Below are 20,992 nucleotides of genomic sequence, written 5' to 3'. Positions count from 1 at the left end.
TCTCCCTCACTTCATGGCGTCATAGATGGGTTTGAGGGTGCTGGCCCACACCTCGGGGTTGACGTCTCCCACGTGGCGATAGCGAATGATGCCCTGACTGTCGATGAAGAAGGTCTCCGGCGCGCCGTAGACCCCCAGATCCAGCCCCAGCATGCCGTCGGGATCATAAAGATTGATCTGGTAGGGATTGCCGAGCTCCGCCAGCCAGTTGATGGCCTTGGCCCGTTCATCCTTGTAGTTCATGCCGACGATGTAGATCCCCTGCCCCGCCAGCTGCTTGAGGTAGGTGTGCTCCCCATAGCAGGTCGGGCACCAGGTGGCCCAGACGTTGAGCAGCATGGGGCGCCCCTTGAGGATGCTCCTGTCATGCTGCTTATTGAGGTCGTAGATGTCCTGCAGGGTGAACACGGGCACCTCCTTGCCCACCATCACGGACTCGAGCTTGGTGGGATCGGAGTAGAGCCCCTTGAACAAAAACACGGCCCCCAGCAGAAACACGATGAAGGGGATCAGAAACAACCAGGTCTTCTTGCTCATGCCTTGGCCTCCTCGTCACGGCGACCGAAACGGTAGCGCTTGTCCAGCATCGCCAGCACGCCGCCGATGGCCATGAAGACGCCGCCGAACCAGATCCAGCGCACGAAGGGTTTGTAGTAGATCCGTACCGCCCAGGCGCCGCTGTCGAGCTGCTCGCCGAGCGCCGCGTAGAGATCCCGGGTGAAGCCGGCATCGATGGCCGCCTCGGTCATCGGCATCCGGGTCACCTTGTACATGCGTTTCTCCGGCTTGAGCAGGGCGACCTGCTTGCCGTCCTTGTGCACTTCCAGCACGCCCTTGAAGCCGTCGTAGTTGGGGCCGTTCTTCTCCTTGATGCCGGTGAAGACGAACTCGTAGTCGGCAAACTGGACCCGATCGCCGGCCTGCATCCGCAGATCCTTCTCGATGCTGTAGTTCTGGGTACAGGCGATGCCGATGATGCTGACCGCGAGGCCCACGTGGCCCAGGATCATCGCCCAGTGGCTGTTACCAAGGCGGCGCACGCCGACGGCGAAGCTGTGCTTGTGGGTGGCACGCACCCAGGTCTCCTGCACGCTGGTCACGATGATCCAGGCGCCAAGCCCGATACCGAGCGCAGCCCAGGGCTTGAACTCCTCGGCCAGCAGCAGCGGCAGCAAAATGGCGGCGGCCAGGCTCAATACCAGCGCCAGCACCACCTTGCCCTTGAGCTCGCCCAGCTCCTGGCGGCGCCAGCGAAACAGCGGGCCGACCCCCAGCAACAGGGCGAACGGAATGATCAGCCAGCTGTAGATGTGGTTGAAGAAGGGAGTACCGATGGAGATGCTGCCCAGCCCCAGCTCCTTGTGCACCAGCGGCAGCAGGGTGCCAAGCAGCACGGTCAGCAGACCCGCCACCAGCATGATGTTGTTGCACAGCAGCAGGGTCTCGCGGCTCCACAACTCGTGCTTGCCGTGGCTTCTCACCTGGGAGCCCTTGAAGGCAAACAGCAGCAAGGATGAACCGATTACCGCCAACAGGAAGCCCAGAATGAACAGGCCGCGGGTCGGGTCGGAGGCAAACGCATGCACCGACACCAGCACGCCGGAGCGCACCAGGAAGGTACCCAGCAGGCTCAAGGAGAAGGCGGAGAGCGCCAGCAACACGGTCCAGGCCTTGAAGGTGGCGCGTTTTTCACTCACCGCCAGCGAGTGCAGCAGGGCGGTGCCCGCCAGCCAGGGCATGAAGGAGGCGTTTTCTACCGGATCCCAGAACCACCAGCCACCCCAGCCGAGCTCGTAATAGGCCCACCAGGATCCCAGCACGATACCCAGGGTGAGGAAGACCCAGGCCGCCATGGTCCAGGGACGGGACCAGCGTGCCCAGGTGGCATCAAGCCGACCTGTCATCAGCGAGGCGATGGCGAAGGCGAAGGCCACCGAGAAGCCCACATAGCCCATGTAGAGCATCGGCGGGTGGAAAATGAGACCCGGGTCCTGCAACAGCGGGTTGAGGTCGCGCCCATCCACCGGGAAGTAGGGCAAGGTACGAATGAAGGGGTCGGAGGTAAACAGCACGAAGGCGGTAAAACCGACCGAGATGAGGCCGAGCACACCGAGCACCCGCGCCACCGCATCGAGCGGCAGGCGACGGCTGAACATGGCGACGGCCGCAGTCCAGCCCCCCAGGGTCAGCACCCACAGCAGCAGCGAACCCTCGTGGGCGCCCCACACCGCGGAGATGCGATAGGCCAGCGGCAGCAGGCTGTTGGAGTTGGTGGCCACGTACTGCACGGTAAAGTCGTTGTCGATGAAGGCCCAGGTCAGGCACAGGAACGACAGCAACAACAGCAGGAACTGGGCATAGGCGAGCGGGCGGGCCGCCGACATCATGCCAAGGCGCCCCCATTTGGCCCCGAGCAGCGGATAGCTGCCCAGCAGCAGGGCGGTGGCAAAGGCCAGGATCAGTGAAAACTGTCCCAATTCAGGGATCATGGCTGAACTCCTTTCAAATGAGCCGCAGCACGAACCTGTAAACCGGCTTGAAAAGGTGAAAACGGTGCGAATGCTGCCGGGATCATTGCTTGCTCCCCTTCAGCTGCACCTCGGTATATTCCGGCTTGAAGTGCATGCCGTTGGTGGCATCGGCCACTTCCGGCGGCATGTAGTTCTCATCGTGCTTGGCCAGCACCTCGAAGGCGGCGACCGTGGTGGCATCCTTGAGGGTGCCCTGGGCGACGATGCCCTGCCCCTCGCGGAACAGGTCCGGCAGGATGCCGTCAAACTCGACGGTCACCAGATGCCCGCCGTTGTCCACCAGCTTGAAGGCCACCTTGAGGCTCTGGGGATCCCGCTGTACCGAACCCGGTACCACCAGACCGCCGATGCGCAGGCGCTGCCCCTCTTCCGGCTTGATCTTGTCCGGCCCCTTGCCCTCCACCAGCTCGCTCGGGGTATAGAAGAGATCGATGTTCTGGCTGAGGGCATAGAGCACCAGGCCGATCACCGCCGCAAGCCCGGCACTGATCGCCAGGATGATGGTGAGGCGTTTCTTGCGTCTCGGGTTCATAGGGTGTTCTCCATCTGCTGGGCCGCCTTGCGGCGGGCCTCGCGCGCCTGCTTGTTGCGCAGTTCACCGAGCAGGGCGCGGGTTTTCATACGGGTGGAAATGACGATGCCGACCAGGCAGAGCAGGGTCAGACCGAAAGAGAGCCAGACGTAGAAGGCGTAACCGCCCATCGCCAGAAAGTCACTGAATGAGGCAAAGTGCATGCTTACTTCTCCTGCTCGGCTATCTCTTTGACCCAGGGGCGGTGCCACTCCCGCATCAAGAGCTCGTTTCGAAAACGCATCAGGGAGAGGGCCCCGAGGAAGGCGGCAAAGGCCAGGATCATGATGAGCAGCGGCCACAGCATCTCGGGGGAGATGGAAGGCTTGTCAAACTTGGTGATGCTGGCGCCCTGGTGCAGGGTGTTCCACCACTCCACCGAGTAGTGGATGATGGGCAGGTTGATCACCCCCACCAGCGCCAGGATGCCGGCGGCGCGACCGGCCAGCACCTTGTCGCTGAAGGCGTTGTAGAGAGCGATGACACCGAGGTAGAGGAACAGCAGGATCAGCTCGGAGGTGAGCCGCGCATCCCACACCCACCAGGTACCCCACATGGGTTTGCCCCAGGCGGCGCCGGTAAACAGTGCGATGAAGGTGAACACGGCGCCGACCGGCGCGACCGCGGCCACCGTCATGTCCGCCATCCGCAACTGCCACACCAGACCGATGAAGGCAGCCACCGCCATGGTGGAATAGGCCCCCATAGAGAGGATCGCGGCCGGAACATGGATGTAGATGATCCGGAAGGAGTCGCCCTGCTGATAATCCGCAGGTGCAAAGGCCAGCCCCCAGAGGGTGCCGATGATGAATGCCAGCAGGCTTGTCACGGCAAACCAGGGCAGCAAGGTTCCTGCCAGCTGGTAAGCGCGCTCGGGTTTAGCGTAAGGGTGCAACCATTTCCACATAGCTCACAAAACCTTTCTGTTATTAATATCGTGGCGAGGCCTACCATACCCACTGCCGGAAAACATCACATCCCCCGAAAGCAATAAGCAGCCATCCTCTTGATCTATCTCAATTATATTTTTTATAACGGCCCTTCCATGGCCACTTTTTCAGACGCTTTCGTCAATTCACGCTGACTCGCAGCGCCGCCGAGACCGCCAGCGGGGTCAGGGTCAACGCACCGGCCAGCATGGCCCCCAGAATCGCCAGCTGCCCCGAATAGGGCAGCCCCATCCCCGCCGCATCGATGGCGGAGGTGGCAAAAATCAGTACCGGAATATAGAGCGGCAGGATCAGCAGGCTTAGCAGTACGCCCCCCTTGCGCAAACCGACCGTCAGCGCGACGCCGACCGCCCCGAGAAGGCTCAGTACCGGCGTCCCCAACGCCAGGGTGGCGACCACCGCCAGATAAGTGTTCATGTCCAGCGACAGCAAAATGGCGAGCAGCGGGGAGATGATCAGCAGCGGCAGGCCGGTCAGCAACCAGTGAGCGATCACTTTGGCCAGCGCCAGCAAGCCCAGCGGATGGGGCATCAGCATCATCTGCTCCAGCGCTCCGTCGCCGAAGTCGTCGCGAAACAGCCGCTCCAGCGACAGCATGGCCGCCAGCAGGGCGGCCACCCAGATGATGCCGGGAGCGATGCGGGCCAGCAGCTTGGGCTCGGGGCCGATCCCTAACGGAAACAAGGTGATGACGATGAGGAAAAACCAGAGCGGGTTGAGAATGTCGGAGCGCTGGCGCAGGGCCATCAACAACTCTCGGTGGATCAGGTGCATTACGGCGCGCAACATCAGAACTACTCCTGCAGCAAGGGCGTGAGAGAGAGGGTCTTCAACCGTCCCTGCATCAGGGTCATGTCCTGATGGGTGGTGAGGATCACCATGCCCCCTCGTTCGGCGTGGGTCAGGAACAGCCGTTCCAGCACCTTCACCCCCTGCTTGTCGATGGCGGTGAACGGCTCATCCAGGATCCAGAGCGCCGGCTTGTCGCTGAGCCACAGGCGGGCCAGCGCGACACGGCGCTGCTGGCCGGCAGAGAGCTGACCGGTGGGGTTGTCTTCAAACCCGGCCAGACCGACCTGGGCCAGTACCCGCCACAGATCCACGCTGGTATCGGCCGCATGGTGCAGTTTCTGGTAGAAGGCGAGGTTTTCGAGCGGTGTCAGGGCAGCCTTGACGCCAGGCTGATGACCGAGATAGAGCAGATTGGCGTGATATTCATCGCGGCAACTGCGGATATTTTCGCCATTCCAGCACACTTCACCGGCAAATGGTTGGGACAAGCCAGTCAGCAAGCGCAGCAGGCTGGTCTTCCCTACCCCGTTGGGGCCTTCAATTTGCACCAGATCACCGGGAGCCACCGCAAAGGAGAGATGTTCAAACAGAGTGCGATCTTCACGCACGCAGCTCAGATTGTGAATTTGAAGCAGCATGAGGATGTAATCAGTGAAAAGAAGCGGCCTGCATATTAACACAGTATCGGGAAGCGTCTTTTCAAAGATGCCAATTATCAGCAGGATTTGTGGGGGAGATCCCGCCTTGAAGAGAGGGGAGGAAAATCAGGAAGGCGGACGCCTTCCCGAACATTCATGAGCGGCCTTTTCGCAATGAAATCAACAATTCAGCCTCGGCCTTAGGCAATTCACATTCATTCATGACCTCATCGAGGTCGGCACCGAGTTCCACCATCTTGGCGGCGCGGCTGTACAGGCGACGTTCCGGATCCTGCAGGGTCAGCTCCTGCTGGCGATCGTTGATCTGCTGCATGGCCCCTTCGACGGACTGCAGACGCTGGCCCATGCCGATGGCCCCGGTATGCAGCTCCATCATCTGCTTGCGCAGGCTCTCGAGCTGCCCTTGCAGCGTCTCCACCCTGGCCTCGGACTCTCGCTGGCCACGTCGGCTGCCAATCACCCCATACAGGGCCAGCACCAACGCCAGCAAGGACAACCCCAAGGCGGCAATTTCAATCATCAACACATTATCTTCCTATCAGAGGGAACCGATATCTTCCCACTCTTCATCGGAGAGCAGCTTGTTCAGATCGACCAGGATCAACAGCTGACCATCGCGGTTGCTGACACCCTGAATGAACTTGGCACTCTCTTCGGTACCCACCGCCGGGGCCGCGTCGATCTCGGAGGAGCGCAGATAAACCACCTCGGCCACGCTGTCGACCATGATGCCGATCACCTGCTTCTCCGCCTCGATGATGACGATACGCGAGTTCTCACTCACATCGCCGGAGGGCAAGCCGAAACGGGAACGGGTATCGATGACGGTCACCACGTTGCCGCGCAGGTTGATGATGCCCAGTACATACTCGGGCGCACCGGGCACAGGGGCGATCTCGGTGTAGCGCAGCACCTCCTGCACCTGCATCACGTTGATGCCGTAGGTTTCATTTTCCAGCTGGAAGGTGACCCATTGCAGCACTTCATCTTCGGCCAGATTCTGTGCAATATTGCGCTTTTCTGTCATGTTTTTATTCCTTTTATGAAAACGTCTACTGGTAAAACTAGCAATAAAACAGCCCGAGTGCAGAAGTTATCAGCGACCTTCTATGTTGACCCCGCGCTCCAGCAACAGGAGCAATTCCTTCACGTGCAGCAGGGCACACATCTTCTCCTTGACCATGCCAGCCAGCCAGGGGCGTTTGCCCTCCTGATGGCGCCATTTGACCTGGTCACGATGCAATAACTCCGTTCCCTTAAGATGATGACAGGCAAGTCCCCAGGGAGATTCACCCAACATGATCAAATACTTGTAATCAGGCACTTCCAGATGCTGGCCGGGCATGACCCACTGCGCCGTGTCCACCACGTTCATCTTCTGTTCGCGGGAAGTCATGATCCCCTTGTACCAGCCTGGCTGACCAAACAGGGTGTTCACTTCCCCCAGTTGATGAATACCGCCAAGCTCGGTCAACGGCACCGCAAAGGTGACACCGGCGACCTCAAAGAACAGCGCCTGAAACTCCTTGCCGGTATCGATATTCTCCCAGGTGGAGGGTGCAACCTCCTCCTGTGGCGCCAGCGCAACTTCTGTCTCCGTCACCACCAGCGTGGCAGGATCCGCAGCTGCAGGCTCGGGCATCACTTCGGGCCAGACTGGCTCGACGGGCAGCAGGGCATCCTCAGCCTCAATCTGGAGCGGCTCGCTGACGACCTCTTCATGGCTCAGCGCATCTATTTCAAACTGCACCTGACCGACCTGAGCCAGCAATTCACTCAACTGCTCCAGCCGTTGATCCGCTTCCAGATAGGGTTGCGCCACCTTATCGACAACCGGCTGGGGCTGACGCTGCAATTGGATGACGGGGGCAGAGTCAGGCTCGTCAGACGAATCCAGCAACAGCGCATCATCCAGCAACAGGGAGTGGAAGTAATCATCCATGGCCCGAACTTGGGTGGTATCTCTCATGATGTCACCTCATGAGCACGCTGACGCTCTTGCGCATCAAGATAGTTGAGCAGGGTCTCATAGGCATAGGTGCCACGGCTGCTCGGCGAATAGATGGAGGGGGGAATGTGAAGCAAACTGGCATCCCGGAATTTGGTATCTATGGGTATGACGGCATTCCATACCGCATTGCCGTGCTGCTCCTTGATGGACTGCAGAGTCATCAACGAGGCACGGGTTCGCTTGTCAAACATGGTGGGAATGACGGTATAACGGAACTTCTCCCGTTTGGAGCGCTGCATGATTTCAAACGTCTTCATCATCCGCTCCAGCCCTTTGAGCGCCAGAAACTCGGTCTGCACCGGTACCAGGATCCGGTCACACGCCGCCAGCGCATTGACCATCATGACCCCCAAGACAGGCGGGCAGTCGATCAGCACGTAATCATACTGATCCTGAATGCGCAGCAACGCCCGTTTGAGTACCAGCCCCATCCCTTCCCGATTGCCCATCACCCGATCCAGGGTCGCCAGGGTGATTGACGCGGGCAGCAGATGAATGTTGTCAAACTTAGTGCGCAGCGTCAGTTTATTGACGAGCTCTGCCGTTGGTTTGACCGCCTGAAACAGCTCATAAAGAGTACCATCCAGCCGGTCGGAATCAAAATCGAGATAAGAGGTCAGGGAGGCATGAGGGTCGGTGTCAATCAACAGCACCCGCTGGCCGCGCTGGGCCAGAATACCGGCCAGCGAGACCACTGTGGTGGTTTTACCGACCCCACCCTTTTGGTTGGCAACCGTCCAAACAATCACTGTATCAATCCTGCCTCGTTGTTATGCGTATGCCACCACCTGGCAGCGTGATCACCTTGACCTCTCCTGCCTCGACCGCCTGTTGCACGGCCGGCACTTGCGTCTCCGTTACAGCCTGCACTGGAGGAGTTGAAACCGGTGCAGGTGGCACCCAGGCGAACTTGGAAATAGCGACCACCACCTTGCGATTCTGTAAACGTCCCTGCTCGGTACTGTTGTCCGTGAAGGGAGAAAACTCCCCGTAAGCTTCATAGGCCAACCGCTGCGGCGCTATCCCTTTGGCGATGAGTGCGGTGAGCACGGCTTCCGCCCTTGCCGCAGACAACGTCCAGTTGGAACGAAAAATTTCATTATTTATCTGCTGGTTATCGGTATAACCGCGCACTCTTACATAGTTATCGACCTGCTTCAGAATACTTGAAAGAGTATTTAGCACGGGATCGGCATTGGTACTCATGAAGGCGCTGCCACTACCGAACAACAGACCTGAGCTCAACTCGACCGTCAACCAGTTGTCATTGAGCGTCAGCTTGACTACCCCGGCATCGACCAGAGAGCCCATGCTCTCCTGCAATTGCGTATCGATCTTCGCAAGAGTCATACCATCTTGCGCGATGGGAACACCTGAGATGGGAGCCAAAGAGGGTGAGCGGGCTGTGGCGCTCTCCAGAACCGAGGAGGCGGCAGATACCTCGTTGTTCAACAACGACTTTCCCTGCCCTTCCAGCAAACCGTCGCTGCGTGGCTGCATGACGTTGAATGCCTGGGTCATGCCATCGATGACCGCGCGATACTTGTCCTTGTTGACCAGTGCCACCGAATAGAGCACCACGAACAGGGCGAAGATCAGCGTCATGTAATCGGCGTAGGAAACCAGCCAGCGATCGAGATGTTCCCGACCTTGCAGATGCAAACGGTAGCGCTTGCGCATGGCTATTCTCCCTTCAGATAAGCCTTCAACCGCCGTTCAACCTGAGGACCATTTTCGCCATGGGCGATTGCCATCAAGCCTTCCAGCGTCATCTCCTGAAACAGGGCGTAATGATAGTGAAAAGCCCGCAACCGGTTGGCAATCGGCAGGTATAACAGGTTGGCAAAGCCAACCCCGTAAATAGTGGCGACAAACGCAACGGCGATACCAGCACCCAGCGAGGCAGGTTCTTCCAGATGAAACATGGCCTGGATAAGTCCAATCACTGCACCGATGATACCTATGGTCGGACTGTAGCCACCCATGGCTTCAAAGACTCTGGCGGAGTGTTCGTTTCGCTCCTGCTCGATGTCGATATCCGCTTCGAGCAACATGCGAATATCATCTATCGACACCCCGTCAACGATCATGGTGAGTCCCTGCCGGGTAAATTCGTCGCTCTCCTGATCAGCCTGGTTCTCCAGCGCCAGCAACCCTTGCTGACGTGCAAACACGGCCCAGGCTTGCAGTCGTTCAGCTTGTGCGACCAGATCCCAGGCGGGAGGCAGCAACATCCAACGGGTCTGTCTTATCGCTTCCAGTAGAAACTTGCGTGGCGTCTGCAAAATGACAGCCCCCCAGGTTCCTCCTACAACGATGACGAAAGCAGGCCCATCAAGCAGGGTGAGCAGGTTGCCGCCATGCCATAACTGGGCAATGGCGATGGCTCCCAGTGCCAGGATCAGGCCGAACATGCCCATCGTTAGCGGCCCAGCTCAACCAGGATTCGTTGTGCAACCCGATCCAGCGGCAGTGATTCCGTGGCGATGCCGGCTTTGGCAACCGCTTGCGGCATGCCATATACCACGCAGGAGGCTTCATCCTGTGCCCAGATGGTAGAGCCCTGCTCCTTGAGCAGACGCGCACCATCCCGACCATCCGCCCCCATACCGGTCAACACGATGGCAAGCACCTTGTCGGCATAGGTTTTAGCAGCAGACGCAAAGGTGATGTCGACGCACGGCTTGTAATTCACCTTGTCATTGCCATCGACAATCCGAATACGGGCACCCGCACCACGCCCCTCCAGCAGCATCTGCTTGCCGCCCGGAGCCAGGTAGGCATGACCAGGTTTGAGCACATCGCCATCTTCCGCTTCCTTGACTCCGATCTGGCACAGACCATTGAGGCGAGCGGCAAACGCGGCGGTAAAGGTTGCCGGCATATGCTGGATCAACAAGATGGGATGAGGGAAATCACCGGGTAATTTGGTCAACACGTTCTGCAGCGCAACCGGGCCACCCGTCGAGGTACCGATGGCCACCAGCTGATAACTCTTGCCACTGCGTTTGAAGGCAGCCGCAGGCATGGCGCGCGGCGGCTCGGCCTGACGCTCTGCCGGCCGGGCGATTGAGCTGCCCAGCGGGGAACGGGCGGCAGGTTCAGGTGCTTTGGGACGAGCAGGAGCCGCCATCAGGAAACGCTTGCGAGAAATCTCCTTGACTCGCTGCTGCAATAGGCGAACGGCTTCATCCTTGTCACGGGCGATATCCTCAAATTTCTTGGGCAGGAAATCGAGCGCCCCGGCATCCAGCGCATCCAGCGTCGCCTTGGCCCCTTCATGGGTCAAAGAGGAAAACATCAGGATCGGAGTCGGACACTTGGCCATGATCTCGCGTACGGCGCTGATGCCATCCATCACGGGCATCTCGATGTCCATGGTGATCACATCCGGGCGCAACTGGATCGCCTTGTCCACGGCTTCGCGTCCATTTTGAGCCGTATCGATCACCGTCAGCATGGGATCCTGAGTAATGATCTCGCTGACCCGACGACGGAAGAAGCTCGAATCGTCGACAACTAATACCTTGACTGCCATTGTTATTTTTCTAACTCCTTGGGCCTGGGCTATCAATGTCTACGGGCATACGCCTTGAGCAGACTCGGCACATCCAGAATGAGTGCAATACCGCCATCGCTGGTGATGGTTGCTCCCGCCATGCCTGGAGTACCTTGCAACAGGCTGTCCAGCGGCTTGATCACCACTTCTTCCTGGCCAATCAGGTTATCCACGACAAAACCGATCTGCTGCGTGCCAATCTGCACGATCACCACATGACCCGTATCCTGCCGTGACTTCTTGTGCTTGCCCCTGACCAGCCAGTTGTACAGATAGAAGAGCGGGATGGCTTTTTCGCGCACTATGATGGTGAGCTGACCATCCACCATGTTGGCCTTCTTGAGGTCCAAGTGGAAAATTTCGTTCACGCAGCCCAGCGGCAACGCGAAGGTCTGCTCACCCACTTCCACCATCAGGGTCGGCAGAATGGCCAGGGTCAGCGGCACCTTGATTTCAAGACGGGTGCCCTTGCCCCAGGTCGAATCGATATGCACCGAGCCATTCAGGCTGACGATACTGGTCTTCACCACGTCCATCCCGACACCACGGCCGGAGATATCCGAGATCTCGGACTTGGTAGAGAAACCGGGGGCGAAGATCAGGTTGTAGGCATCGTTGTCGCTCATCCGCGCCGCCGTATCGGCATCCAACACGCCACGGCTGATGGCGATGGACTTGAGCTTCTCGGGATCCATACCGGCACCATCATCTTCGATGCACAGCAAGATATGATCGCCCTGCTGGGAAGCGCTCAGGGTAATGGTGCCCTGCCGTGGCTTACCTGCTTTCTCACGGACATCCGGCATTTCAACCCCATGGTCACAGGAGTTGCGCACCAGGTGAACCAGCGGGTCAGCCAGCGCTTCAACCAGGTTCTTGTCCAGATCCGTCTCTTCCCCGACCATCACCAGCTCAATTTCTTTCTTGAGGGTACGAGCCAGATCACGAACAACACGCGGGAAGCGACCAAACACTTTCTTGATGGGCTGCATGCGGGTTTTCATCACCGCACCCTGCAGATCTGCCGTCACCACATCCAGGTTGGCAACCGCTTTTGACATGTCTTCATCGTTGCTGGCAATACCAAGGCTGACCAGACGGTTGCGCACCAATACCAGCTCACCCACCATGTTCATGATGACGTCCAGCGTCTTGGTATCCACCCGAACAGTGGTATCGCTTTGCACTGCGTTGTCAGCAGGCGCAGGGGCCGGTTGCTTGGCTGGCGCAGGGGCTGGTGCCGGTTTTGCCGGGGCCGCAGCCGGTTTGGCGGCAACGGGGGCTGGGGCAGGCTTGGCTGCCGGAGCTGGCGTGGCGGCTGCGGGAGCTACCGCTGTCTGCACAGGCGCTGCTGGCGGCGTAATACTGGTTTGCGGCCCCTGGCCACGACCGTGCAGTTCATCCAGCAGTCGCTCGAATTCATCATCATCGATCAGTTCATCGACTTCTTTTTGTACTGATTTCAATGGATTGCTTTCAGGGGCACCACCATGTTGGCCCTGACCATGCAACTGATCGAGCAGGGCCTCGAATTCATCGTCGGTAATATCTCCGGAGCTTGCCACCACCGGGCTGGCGGCAGCAGTCGGAGCACCTCCCACCCCATGCAGTTCATCGAGCAGGCGTTCGAATTCATCGGCGGAGATCTCGTCGATGGATCCCCCACCGCTGACGACGGAAGAAGCGGGGACGGGATCGGCGACAGGTTCCGGGATGTCTGCGGCCACCTCGACCACCTCTTCAACGGCAGGAGCCATCTCTTCAGACACCACATTGCCACCCGCAGAGGCGGTCAACAACTGCTCTTCCCCTTCAGGCTTGCAGAGCTCATGCAGGTCGTGCAGGATTTCAGCGGAAGCCGGGCTTGGCGGTTCGCGATTCTGCACCTGGGCAAACATCACATTGATGGCATCCAGCGCCTGCAAAATGACATCCATCAACTCGGCGGTAACGGTCCGCTTGCCATTGCGCAAGATATCGAACACGTTTTCAGCGCCGTGACAAACATCCACCAACTCGGTCAGCGAGAGAAAGCCGGCACCGCCTTTGACGGTATGGAAGCCGCGAAATATGGCATTCAACAGATTCTTGTCATCGGGTCGCTTTTCCAAGTCGACCAGTTGTTCAGACAACTGTTCCAATATTTCGGATGCTTCGACCAAAAAGTCTTGCAGTATGTCTTCATCAACTTCGAAGGCCATGCGTCACTCCATTAAAATCCCAGGCTAGACAGCAGATCGTCCACATCATCCTGACCATTGACCACATCGGAACGAGTCTCAGGGTTCATGATGGGGCCTTCAGCTTCAATCCCGCTTACAGGAAGGCTGCGAGAAGAATGCTCAGCAGATGCCTCACCAAACATAGTCAGCATTTCTATTAATTTAGTTTCAACTTCCTGAACCAACTTGATGACCTTGCGGATCATCTGGCCGGTCAAATCCTGAAAATCTTGCGCCATCAGGATTTCTGTCAGCAGTTGCCGTAATTTATCGGCATCAGATTCAGAAGCCTTAATGAAATCATCCAGTTGGTGACATAAAGACTTGAACTGCCCAACACTCATCTCTCTGCTCATCAGGGCATTCCAGTTGGGCAGAACAAGCTGAATATTGTCATTTAGTCGATCGGCAATCGGTAGACTGGCTTCCACAGCATCCATGGTGCGATTGGCAGCTTTGTCCGTCATGTCGATGACATAACTGAGTCGCTCCCGCGCATCGGGGATTTCATGGGTGGCCAGATCGGGGATCCGGGGATCTAGCCGAAAATCTTGTAGGGAATCATGCAGTTGTCGGGTCAACTGACCCACTTTGTCAAACAGGGCCGCCGCATTGGGAGCACACGCATCGGCGATGAGAGTGTCGGCCTGTTCAAATTCACCTTGCTCAAGATGGGCAACAAGCATCCTTGCCTGATCGAGCGAAATCATTGCACTCGTTTTGGCCTTCATCCCTGCTGCTCCTTAGCCGATTCGTTCAAAGATTTTGTCGAGTTTCTCTTTGAGCGTTGCAGCAGTGAAAGGCTTGACGATATAGCCATTGACGCCGGCCTGGGCAGCTTCAATGATCTGCTCGCGTTTCGCTTCGGCAGTCACCATCAGCACCGGCAGGTGTTTGAGTTTGTCATCGACGCGAATAGCCTTGAGCAGGTCGATGCCTTGCATGCCCGGCATGTTCCAGTCGGTCACGACAAATTGAAAATCACCATTTTTCAACATTGGCAAGGCCGTGTTGCCATCGTCTGCTTCGTGGGTATTGTTGAATCCCAAGTCACGCAGCAAGTTCTTGATAATCCGGCGCATCGTTGAAAAATCGTCAACAATGAGGATTTTCATGTTCTTGTCCAAAATTCCCTCCTAAATAGCCGCCAGAGCGGCTCACTTACATGATGCAGATCGCAGGTTTTATTTTGCGGATTATGCCTTAGAGTTTTGTTTCAGTGTAGCCAGTACAAACACTTATACATGCCAATCTCTTAAACGCGCGCGTAATCTGTGCATCGCCTGACTGTGTATCTGGCTCACGCGAGACTCGCTGACGTTCAATACCTCGCCTATTTCACGCAAGTTCAGTTCTTCATCGTAGTAAAGGGAGAGCACCAGCGCTTCCCGCTCCGGCAGGCGGCCGATGTGTTCGGCCAGCGCCCCTTGAAAACGCTCGGCGGCCAGTTCATCAAACCCGTTGCTGCCCGGCTCGTCATCGGGATGACCGATGACATCCTCGCTGACGCCAAGATCTTCGATGCCGATGATCTTGCCGCAGGAGACATCCTGCAGCATGGCGTGATACTCACCAAGGCTAACCCCCATCTGGGCGGCGACCTCGCTATCGCGAGCATCACGGCCATGGGCTTGTTCAACATTTTCGATGGCTTCTGCGATGGTGCGGCTGTTGCGGTGTACCGAACGCGGCACCCAGTCACCCCGCCGGATCTCGTCGAGCATGGAACCGCGGATGCGGATCCCGGCGTAGGTTTCAAAGCTCGCTCCCTTGCTGCCATCAAAATTGCGGGAGGCTTCGAGCAATCCAATCATACCTGCCTGGATCAGGTCATCCAGCAAGACACTGCTTGGCAGGCGAGCCAACAAATGCTGGGCGATCCGTTTCACCAGCGGAGCATGACGCTCGACCAGCACATAGGAATCCTGATGACGCAAGTACGCTTGGGCTTTATTCACGGGAACCTTCCTGTGCTATGACCGGCTTTTGCAGCAAATTTTCCAGGAAAAATTCGAGATGACCGCCGGGTTGGTTAGGAATGGGCCAGCTTGCCGCCTTGTTGGCCAGCGCTCTGAACGCCAGCGCGGCCGGGGACTTGGGGAAGGCTTCGACAATCAGCTTCTGCTTGCGCACGGCGGCTCGCAGATTGGTGTCGTAGGGGACGCAGGCAACCAGCTCCAGCGAGGTATCCAGGAAACGGTCGGTGACCCGGGTCAGCTTGGCATAGAGTTCCTGCCCTTCGCGCAAGGAGCGAACCATGTTGGCCACCACCTTGAAGCGGAAGACGCCGTGCTCCTTGGAGAGGATCTTGATGAGGGCGTAGGCATCCGTGATGGAGGTCGGTTCATCGCACACCACCACCATGATGTCCTGGGCCGCACGGGTGAAGCTCAGCACCATGTCGGAGATACCGGCCGCCGTATCCACCAGCAGGATGTCGACCTGGGTCTTCATCTCGCTGAAAGCGCGGATAAGCTCGGCGTGTTGCACCGGCGAGAGCTCGACCATGGACTGGGTGCCCGAGGTGGCCGGCACTATCATCATGCCGTACGGGCCCTCGACGATGATGTCGTCGATGGTGCATTCGCCGGCCAACACGTGGGACAGGTTGCGATGCACCCGCAGTCCCAGCATGACGTCCACGTTGGCCAGGCCAAGGTCGGCGTCCAGTACCATCACCCGTTTGCCCTGGGCGGCCATGGCTCCCGCCACGTTCAGGGTCACGTTGGTCTTGCCTACGCCACCCTTGCCACCAGACACGGCGATCACTTTTACTCGATTGTTTTGACGCATTTTGCGCAGACCACTCGCCTGATCCATATACATGTTACTCATAAAACTCCGAATCTTCGGCCTCGCCAAAGCCTGTGCCCCAGAAATAGGGTTCTTCTGTTTCCCGCTCCAGCGAGCCCATGGCAGCTCCGACGAGCTGTGCCGCATTGGCGACCTGAATATCTTCCGGAACCCTTTGTCCATCAGTGATATAGCTGATAGGCAATGCATTCTGGATACACACGTTAATCACTTCGCCCAGATTCAGACTCTCATCCAATTTGGTAAGTATGCAGCCGCTCAATGGAATACGCCGGAAATGGTCCACCGCTTCCTGCATCACCCGACGCTGGGAAGTGGCTGACATCACCAGGTAGCTGCGGATGCGTACCTTGGCATTCTTGACCAGGGTATCGAGCTGCTCGGTCAACCGAATATCCCGCTGCCCTACCCCGGCGGTATCAATGAGCACCAGCCGGCGGTGACGGAACTGATAGAGCGCATTGGCCAGCTCCTCGGCATCCCGCACCTGCCGCACCGGGCAGCCCATGATGCGACCATAGGTCTGCAGCTGTTCATGGGCACCGATCCGGTAGTTGTCGGTAGTGATGAGCGCCACCTGCTCGGCGCCATACTTCATGGCAAACCGCGCTGCCAGCTTGGCGATGGTGGTGGTCTTGCCCACCCCGGTCGGCCCGAGCAGGGCAACCGCCCCACCCTGCCGCAGAATTTCGTCTTCGCTGATCTTGAGCTGGGCCGTCAACACCTCGGCCAACTGGGCCATGGCCTGATGGATCGACATATCCTCGGGGATAAGGCCGGCCAGCTGATCGGCAAAGGCATCGTCAAACCCTATCTTCTTGAGCTCCTTGATGAGCAAGGCACGCATCGGCTCACGACGCTCAACCTCCTGCCACATCAGTCCGGAGATCTGATGCTCCAGCAGCTTGCGGATGCTGGCCATCTCCTTGCGCATCCCCTCCATCTCCTGATCCCGCTGGGGGGATTGGGGAGCACGGCCGGGCGCGGCGGCTCTCGCCTTCGGTTTGGCGGGCTCGGGAGCCGCTCCCCATTGCCCCTGCTCGGCCAGAGTACGGGGCGCGCCGCTGGCAGCGGCCGACGGGGCGCCGCTCTGGCCCCCCTGACTGTTCTGGGCCGGGTTCAACTTCTGCTGGCGGGCCAGCAGGGCGGCCAGGGTGTCGGCATAATGTTCGTTCTGCTCCTGGGCCAGACTCGGTGCAGGGCGGGTCATCTGCCGTCCGGCAGACGAGATATTGACGCTCTCATCGTTCAACTGACGGCGAACCGGCGCATCTTTGGGTCCCGGAACCTGGGATTGATAATCGACAGCGGCGACTATCTCCACCCCACCGGTGACCTTCTTGTTGGACATGATGATGGCATCAGGCCCGAGAGTCTCCTTGACCTCGGCCAGAGCCGTTCGCATGTCCTTGGCAAAAAACCGCTTAATCTTCACCCGTCATCTCCGCTAACTAGTTCTGCCCTACCGCACTGACGATGCGGATTTGCTTGTCATCAGGCACTTCCTGATAAGACAGAACGCGCAATCCAGGAATGGCATTCTTGACAAATTTCGCCAGGGTATTGCGCAGTATCCCTGATGTCAGAAGCACGGCCGGTTGGCCTTCCAGTTCTTGTCGTTGAGTGGCTTCCACCAGCGAGCGTTGCATCCGCTCCGCCAGACCCGGCTCGATGCCGGCGCCATCACCACCCCCTGCCTGCAGGGATTGATGCAATATACGTTCCAATTCCGGTGCCAAGGTGATCACCGGCAGTTCGGGATCCGGGCCGGCAATCTCCTGCACGATCAGCCGGCGCAAGGCGATACGGCAGGCCGCCGTCAGCACTTCCGGATCCTGGCTGCGCGGGGCATATTCCACCAGGGTCTGCAGGATAGTGCGCATATCGCGGATTGGCACGCCTTCATTGAGCAAATTCTGCAATACCTTCACCAGGTTACCCATGCTGATGACCTCAGGAACCAGCCCTTCCACCAGCTTGTTCTGGTGCTTCCCAATCATGTCGAGCAACTGTTGTACTTCGTCATGGCCCAGCAGTAGGGCGGCATGGTTGGAGAGGATCTGGCTCAGGTGAGTAGCCACAACGGTCGCGGTATCCACCACTGTGTAGCCAAGGGTCTGCGCCTGGGAGACCTGCTCCTTGGCAACCCACACCGCCTCCAGTCCGAAAGCGGGATCCCGGGTCGCAACCCCCTGGATCTGGCCGAACACCTGGCCCGGATTGATGGCCATTTCCTTATCATGGTAAACATTGGCCTCGCCGGTACTGACTCCCATCAAGGTGATGCGATATTGGTTCGGAGCCAGATCCAGGTTGTCGCGGATATGCACCGCAGGCACCAGAAAACCCAGCTCCTGGGAGAGCTTCTTGCGCACCCCCTTGATCCGGTTGAGCAGCTCGCCGCCCTGGTTGCGATCCACCAACGGGATAAGTTGATAACCCACCTCCAGCCCGATGATGTCCACCGGCATCACGTCGTCCCAGCTCAAGTCTTTCTGCTCGTGGGTCTGCTCCGTGCTCGCCGGCATCAGCTCGCCCTTGGCCGCCTTGGCCGCCAGCTGTTTCTCGCGGCGCAGCAGCCACCAGGCACCGGCGGCAGCGATGGCCCCCAGACTGAGGAACGCCAGATGGGGCATGCCGGGCACGCTGCCCATCATCAGCAGGATACCAGCCGAGATGATCAGGGCTTTGGGATTGTCGAACAACTGGCCCAGCACCGCGGTGCCCATGTCCTGATCCGTGTTCTGGCGGGTCACTATGATGGCGGCGGCAATGGAGAGCAGCAGCGACGGGATCTGGGCCACCAGACCGTCACCGATGGCGAGCAGGGTATAGATCTGGGCCGCTTCGCCGAAGGTGAGCTGGTGCTGCACCATCCCGATGATGAAGCCGCCCAGGATGTTGATGAAGAGGATCATGATCCCCGCCACCGCATCCCCTTTCACGAATTTCGAGGCACCGTCCATGGAGCCGTAGAAGTCGGCTTCCTGGGTCACGTCCTGGCGGCGCTTCTTGGCCTCTTCCTGATTGATGAGGCCGGCGTTCAAGTCCGCATCGATGGCCATCTGTTTGCCGGGCATGGCATCCAGAGTGAAGCGGGCGCTAACTTCTGAGATCCGGCCCGCACCCTTGGTGACCACCACGAAGTTGATGATCATCAGGATCATGAAGACGATGATGCCGACCGTGTAGTTGCCGCCGATCACCACGTTGCCGAAGGCTTCGATCACGTGGCCGGCTGCCGCACTGCCGTTGTGGCCTTCCAGCAACACCACCCGGGTAGAGGCGACGTTGAGCGCCAGCCGCAGCAGGGTCGCTATCAGCAGCACGGTCGGGAAGGCGGCAAATTCGAGCGGACGGCGGGTGTAGACGGCCACCAGCAGCACCACAATGGAGAGCGCGATGTTGAAGGAAAACAGAATATCCAGCATCAGCGGCGGAATGGGCAGCACCACCATGCCAAGAGAGGCCAGCACCAGCAGCGGCGTCCCCAGGCCCTTGGTCAACAGCCACTTGTACTCTTTGATTCGGCCCAATGATGCCTGGAGTTTCATCGTTTTTCTCAATCTCAAACCGCTGATGCCAGATTAAAGCAAACATCAAGCCAATAATACAAGGCATTGAAATACAATGATTTTATTTTGACTGTGTCAGAAGTTTGTCATTTGCGGAATTCGGTTGGAATGGGTAGATCCTTGGCCAGCGGATTGGGACGGCGACCACGGCCACGACGGAACTTCTTGAGCTGATAGACATAGGCCAGCACCTGGGCCACGGCGGCAAACAGCCCTTCCGGGATCTCGTGACCAATCTCGGTGGCGTGGTAGATGGCGCGGGTCAACGCCGGGGACGGCATCACCGGGATCTCGTACTCCCTGGCTATCTCTCTGATCTTCATCGCGATTTCATCGGTGCCCTTGGCCACTACCTTGGGTGCGCTGCCCGGCTTGGCTGTATCGTACTTGAGCGCCACCGAGTAGTGGGTCGGGTTGGTGATCACCACGTCCGCCTTGGGCACATCCCCCATCATACGGCGCATCGCCATCTCCATCTGCAAGCGGCGGATCCGCCCCTTCACCTCGGGTTTGCCTTCGCTGTCCTTGAACTCGTCCTTGACCTCCTGCTTGGTCATCTTGAGCTGGCGCATGTGGTTCCACTGCTGGAACGGCACGTCGATGGCCACGATGGGAATGAGGGCGCAGCAGAGGATGATCAGCATCCACAGCAGCAGATCCAGCGCGTCTATGATACCGCCCGGGTAACCCTCGAGGGAGAGATTGAGCAGGTGGTTGAACTGGCTGGAAAGCATCCACCAGGCGAACAGGGAGATGAACACCACCTTGGCGATGGACTTGACCAGCTCGACCAGGGATTGTACCCCGAACATCCGCTTGATGCCGTTGAGCGGGCTCAGCTTGCTCCACTTGGGCAGCATGGCTTCGGAGGAGAAGTTCATCCCCCCCATCAGGGTGTTGCCGACGAAGGCGGCGATGGCCACCAGCATGAACAGCAGACCGAGTGGGTGCAGCAGCTCGCGCAGCAGGGCCGGCAACATGGTCATCATGGCATTGGGATCGAACGCCTGCTCCCGATCCAGGGTAAAGCCCATGGTGAGCACCTTGACCATGGCGCCGGCCAGGCTCTCCTTGACCATCAGCAGGCCAAACACGGCCGCCAGCAGGACGCTGGCGGTACCCAGCTCCTTGGATCGTGCAATCTGCCCTTTATCACGGGCTTGTTGCAGTCGTTTGCCCGTGGGTTGTTCGGTACGTTCCTGATCGGTATCAGCCATGCTGACCCCCGCACAGGTCGAGACAATCAGGCATCAAAGCCGCCTGAGCGCCGTTGTTCTGTCGCACGAAGCCAACAGGGCAACCCCAAGT

Annotated in this window: 22 protein-coding genes; all 22 read right to left on the bottom strand. The window is 58.6% G+C overall.

Annotation, left to right across the window (positions count from 1 at the left end):
• Positions 1–6 precede the first annotated feature (6 nt).
• The gene (locus tag E5E96_RS14295; protein WP_005298853.1) at positions 7–537 is read right to left on the bottom strand and encodes a DsbE family thiol:disulfide interchange protein; all 531 of its coding nucleotides are present in this window, start codon (positions 535–537) and stop codon (positions 7–9) included.
• On the bottom strand, positions 534–2,489 hold the full coding sequence (locus E5E96_RS14290) for a heme lyase CcmF/NrfE family subunit (protein WP_011705302.1): 1,956 nt from the start codon (positions 2,487–2,489) through the stop codon (positions 534–536). The genes E5E96_RS14295 and E5E96_RS14290 overlap by 4 nt, the downstream gene beginning before the upstream one ends.
• Before the next feature lie 82 nt (positions 2,490–2,571).
• Positions 2,572–3,063 (bottom strand): cytochrome c maturation protein CcmE, encoded by a 492-nt coding sequence (gene ccmE / locus E5E96_RS14285; RefSeq protein ID WP_171282441.1) that lies wholly within the window; start codon positions 3,061–3,063, stop codon positions 2,572–2,574.
• Positions 3,060–3,266 (bottom strand): heme exporter protein CcmD, encoded by a 207-nt coding sequence (gene ccmD / locus E5E96_RS14280; RefSeq protein WP_011705300.1) that lies wholly within the window; start codon positions 3,264–3,266, stop codon positions 3,060–3,062. The genes ccmE and ccmD overlap by 4 nt, the downstream gene beginning before the upstream one ends.
• A 2-nt stretch (positions 3,267–3,268) precedes the next feature.
• Entirely contained in the window at positions 3,269–4,009 is a 741-nt protein-coding gene (locus E5E96_RS14275; RefSeq protein WP_011705299.1) for a heme ABC transporter permease, read from the bottom strand.
• A 163-nt stretch (positions 4,010–4,172) separates the two neighbouring features.
• Positions 4,173–4,841: a heme exporter protein CcmB gene (ccmB, locus tag E5E96_RS14270; RefSeq protein ID WP_101616000.1), complete on the bottom strand. Its 669-nt coding sequence runs from the start codon at positions 4,839–4,841 to the stop codon at positions 4,173–4,175.
• Between the two features lie 5 nt (positions 4,842–4,846).
• Complete coding sequence (gene ccmA, locus E5E96_RS14265) at positions 4,847–5,482, bottom strand: cytochrome c biogenesis heme-transporting ATPase CcmA (protein ID WP_011705297.1); 636 nt, start codon at positions 5,480–5,482, stop codon at positions 4,847–4,849.
• 154 nt (positions 5,483–5,636) lie between these two features.
• On the bottom strand, positions 5,637–6,023 hold the full coding sequence (locus E5E96_RS14260; RefSeq protein ID WP_011705296.1) for a DUF2802 domain-containing protein: 387 nt from the start codon (positions 6,021–6,023) through the stop codon (positions 5,637–5,639).
• A gap of 18 nt (positions 6,024–6,041) precedes the next feature.
• Positions 6,042–6,530: a chemotaxis protein CheW gene (locus E5E96_RS14255; protein WP_005298836.1), complete on the bottom strand. Its 489-nt coding sequence runs from the start codon at positions 6,528–6,530 to the stop codon at positions 6,042–6,044.
• Between the two features lie 69 nt (positions 6,531–6,599).
• On the bottom strand, positions 6,600–7,472 hold the full coding sequence (locus E5E96_RS14250) for a chemotaxis protein CheW (RefSeq protein WP_171282440.1): 873 nt from the start codon (positions 7,470–7,472) through the stop codon (positions 6,600–6,602).
• Positions 7,469–8,263: a ParA family protein gene (locus tag E5E96_RS14245; protein WP_011705294.1), complete on the bottom strand. Its 795-nt coding sequence runs from the start codon at positions 8,261–8,263 to the stop codon at positions 7,469–7,471. The genes E5E96_RS14250 and E5E96_RS14245 overlap by 4 nt, the downstream gene beginning before the upstream one ends.
• Before the next feature lie 4 nt (positions 8,264–8,267).
• The gene (locus E5E96_RS14240) at positions 8,268–9,194 is read right to left on the bottom strand and encodes an OmpA family protein (protein ID WP_017409958.1); all 927 of its coding nucleotides are present in this window, start codon (positions 9,192–9,194) and stop codon (positions 8,268–8,270) included.
• A 2-nt stretch (positions 9,195–9,196) separates the two neighbouring features.
• Positions 9,197–9,934 carry a flagellar motor protein gene (locus tag E5E96_RS14235; protein WP_024943899.1) on the bottom strand — a complete coding sequence of 246 codons (738 nt, stop codon included), beginning with the start codon at positions 9,932–9,934 and terminating at the stop codon, positions 9,197–9,199.
• Between the two features lie 2 nt (positions 9,935–9,936).
• Positions 9,937–11,052, bottom strand: coding sequence for a chemotaxis response regulator protein-glutamate methylesterase (locus E5E96_RS14230; RefSeq protein WP_017409957.1), 1,116 nt, complete (start codon positions 11,050–11,052; stop codon positions 9,937–9,939).
• A 32-nt stretch (positions 11,053–11,084) separates the two neighbouring features.
• Positions 11,085–13,274, bottom strand: a complete 2,190-nt coding sequence (locus E5E96_RS14225; protein ID WP_171282439.1) for a chemotaxis protein CheA — start codon at positions 13,272–13,274, stop codon at positions 11,085–11,087.
• Between the two features lie 11 nt (positions 13,275–13,285).
• On the bottom strand, positions 13,286–14,026 hold the full coding sequence (locus tag E5E96_RS14220) for a protein phosphatase CheZ (RefSeq protein WP_011705289.1): 741 nt from the start codon (positions 14,024–14,026) through the stop codon (positions 13,286–13,288).
• Positions 14,027–14,038: 12 nt separating this feature from the next.
• Positions 14,039–14,422 carry a chemotaxis response regulator CheY gene (gene cheY / locus E5E96_RS14215; protein ID WP_010634617.1) on the bottom strand — a complete coding sequence of 128 codons (384 nt, stop codon included), beginning with the start codon at positions 14,420–14,422 and terminating at the stop codon, positions 14,039–14,041.
• A gap of 111 nt (positions 14,423–14,533) precedes the next feature.
• Positions 14,534–15,253 carry an RNA polymerase sigma factor FliA gene (locus tag E5E96_RS14210; RefSeq protein WP_017409955.1) on the bottom strand — a complete coding sequence of 240 codons (720 nt, stop codon included), beginning with the start codon at positions 15,251–15,253 and terminating at the stop codon, positions 14,534–14,536.
• Positions 15,246–16,121, bottom strand: a complete 876-nt coding sequence (locus tag E5E96_RS14205) for a MinD/ParA family protein (protein WP_010634619.1) — start codon at positions 16,119–16,121, stop codon at positions 15,246–15,248. Before E5E96_RS14205 ends, E5E96_RS14210 begins: the two co-directional genes overlap by 8 nt.
• A gap of 1 nt (position 16,122) precedes the next feature.
• The gene (gene flhF / locus E5E96_RS14200) at positions 16,123–17,544 is read right to left on the bottom strand and encodes a flagellar biosynthesis protein FlhF (RefSeq protein WP_171282438.1); all 1,422 of its coding nucleotides are present in this window, start codon (positions 17,542–17,544) and stop codon (positions 16,123–16,125) included.
• Positions 17,545–17,560: 16 nt separating this feature from the next.
• The gene (flhA, locus tag E5E96_RS14195) at positions 17,561–19,663 is read right to left on the bottom strand and encodes a flagellar biosynthesis protein FlhA (RefSeq protein WP_024943902.1); all 2,103 of its coding nucleotides are present in this window, start codon (positions 19,661–19,663) and stop codon (positions 17,561–17,563) included.
• 107 nt (positions 19,664–19,770) lie between these two features.
• A complete protein-coding gene (gene flhB / locus E5E96_RS14190) occupies positions 19,771–20,901 on the bottom strand; it encodes a flagellar biosynthesis protein FlhB (RefSeq protein WP_024943903.1) in 1,131 nt (376 codons plus the stop codon).
• Positions 20,902–20,992: the final 91 nt, after the last annotated feature.

It is taken from the genome of Aeromonas sp. 1805 (genome assembly GCF_013085525.1).
Classification (GTDB): Bacteria; Pseudomonadota; Gammaproteobacteria; order Enterobacterales; family Aeromonadaceae; genus Aeromonas; species Aeromonas hydrophila.
This window is presented reverse-complemented; position numbering and strand designations above follow the sequence as displayed.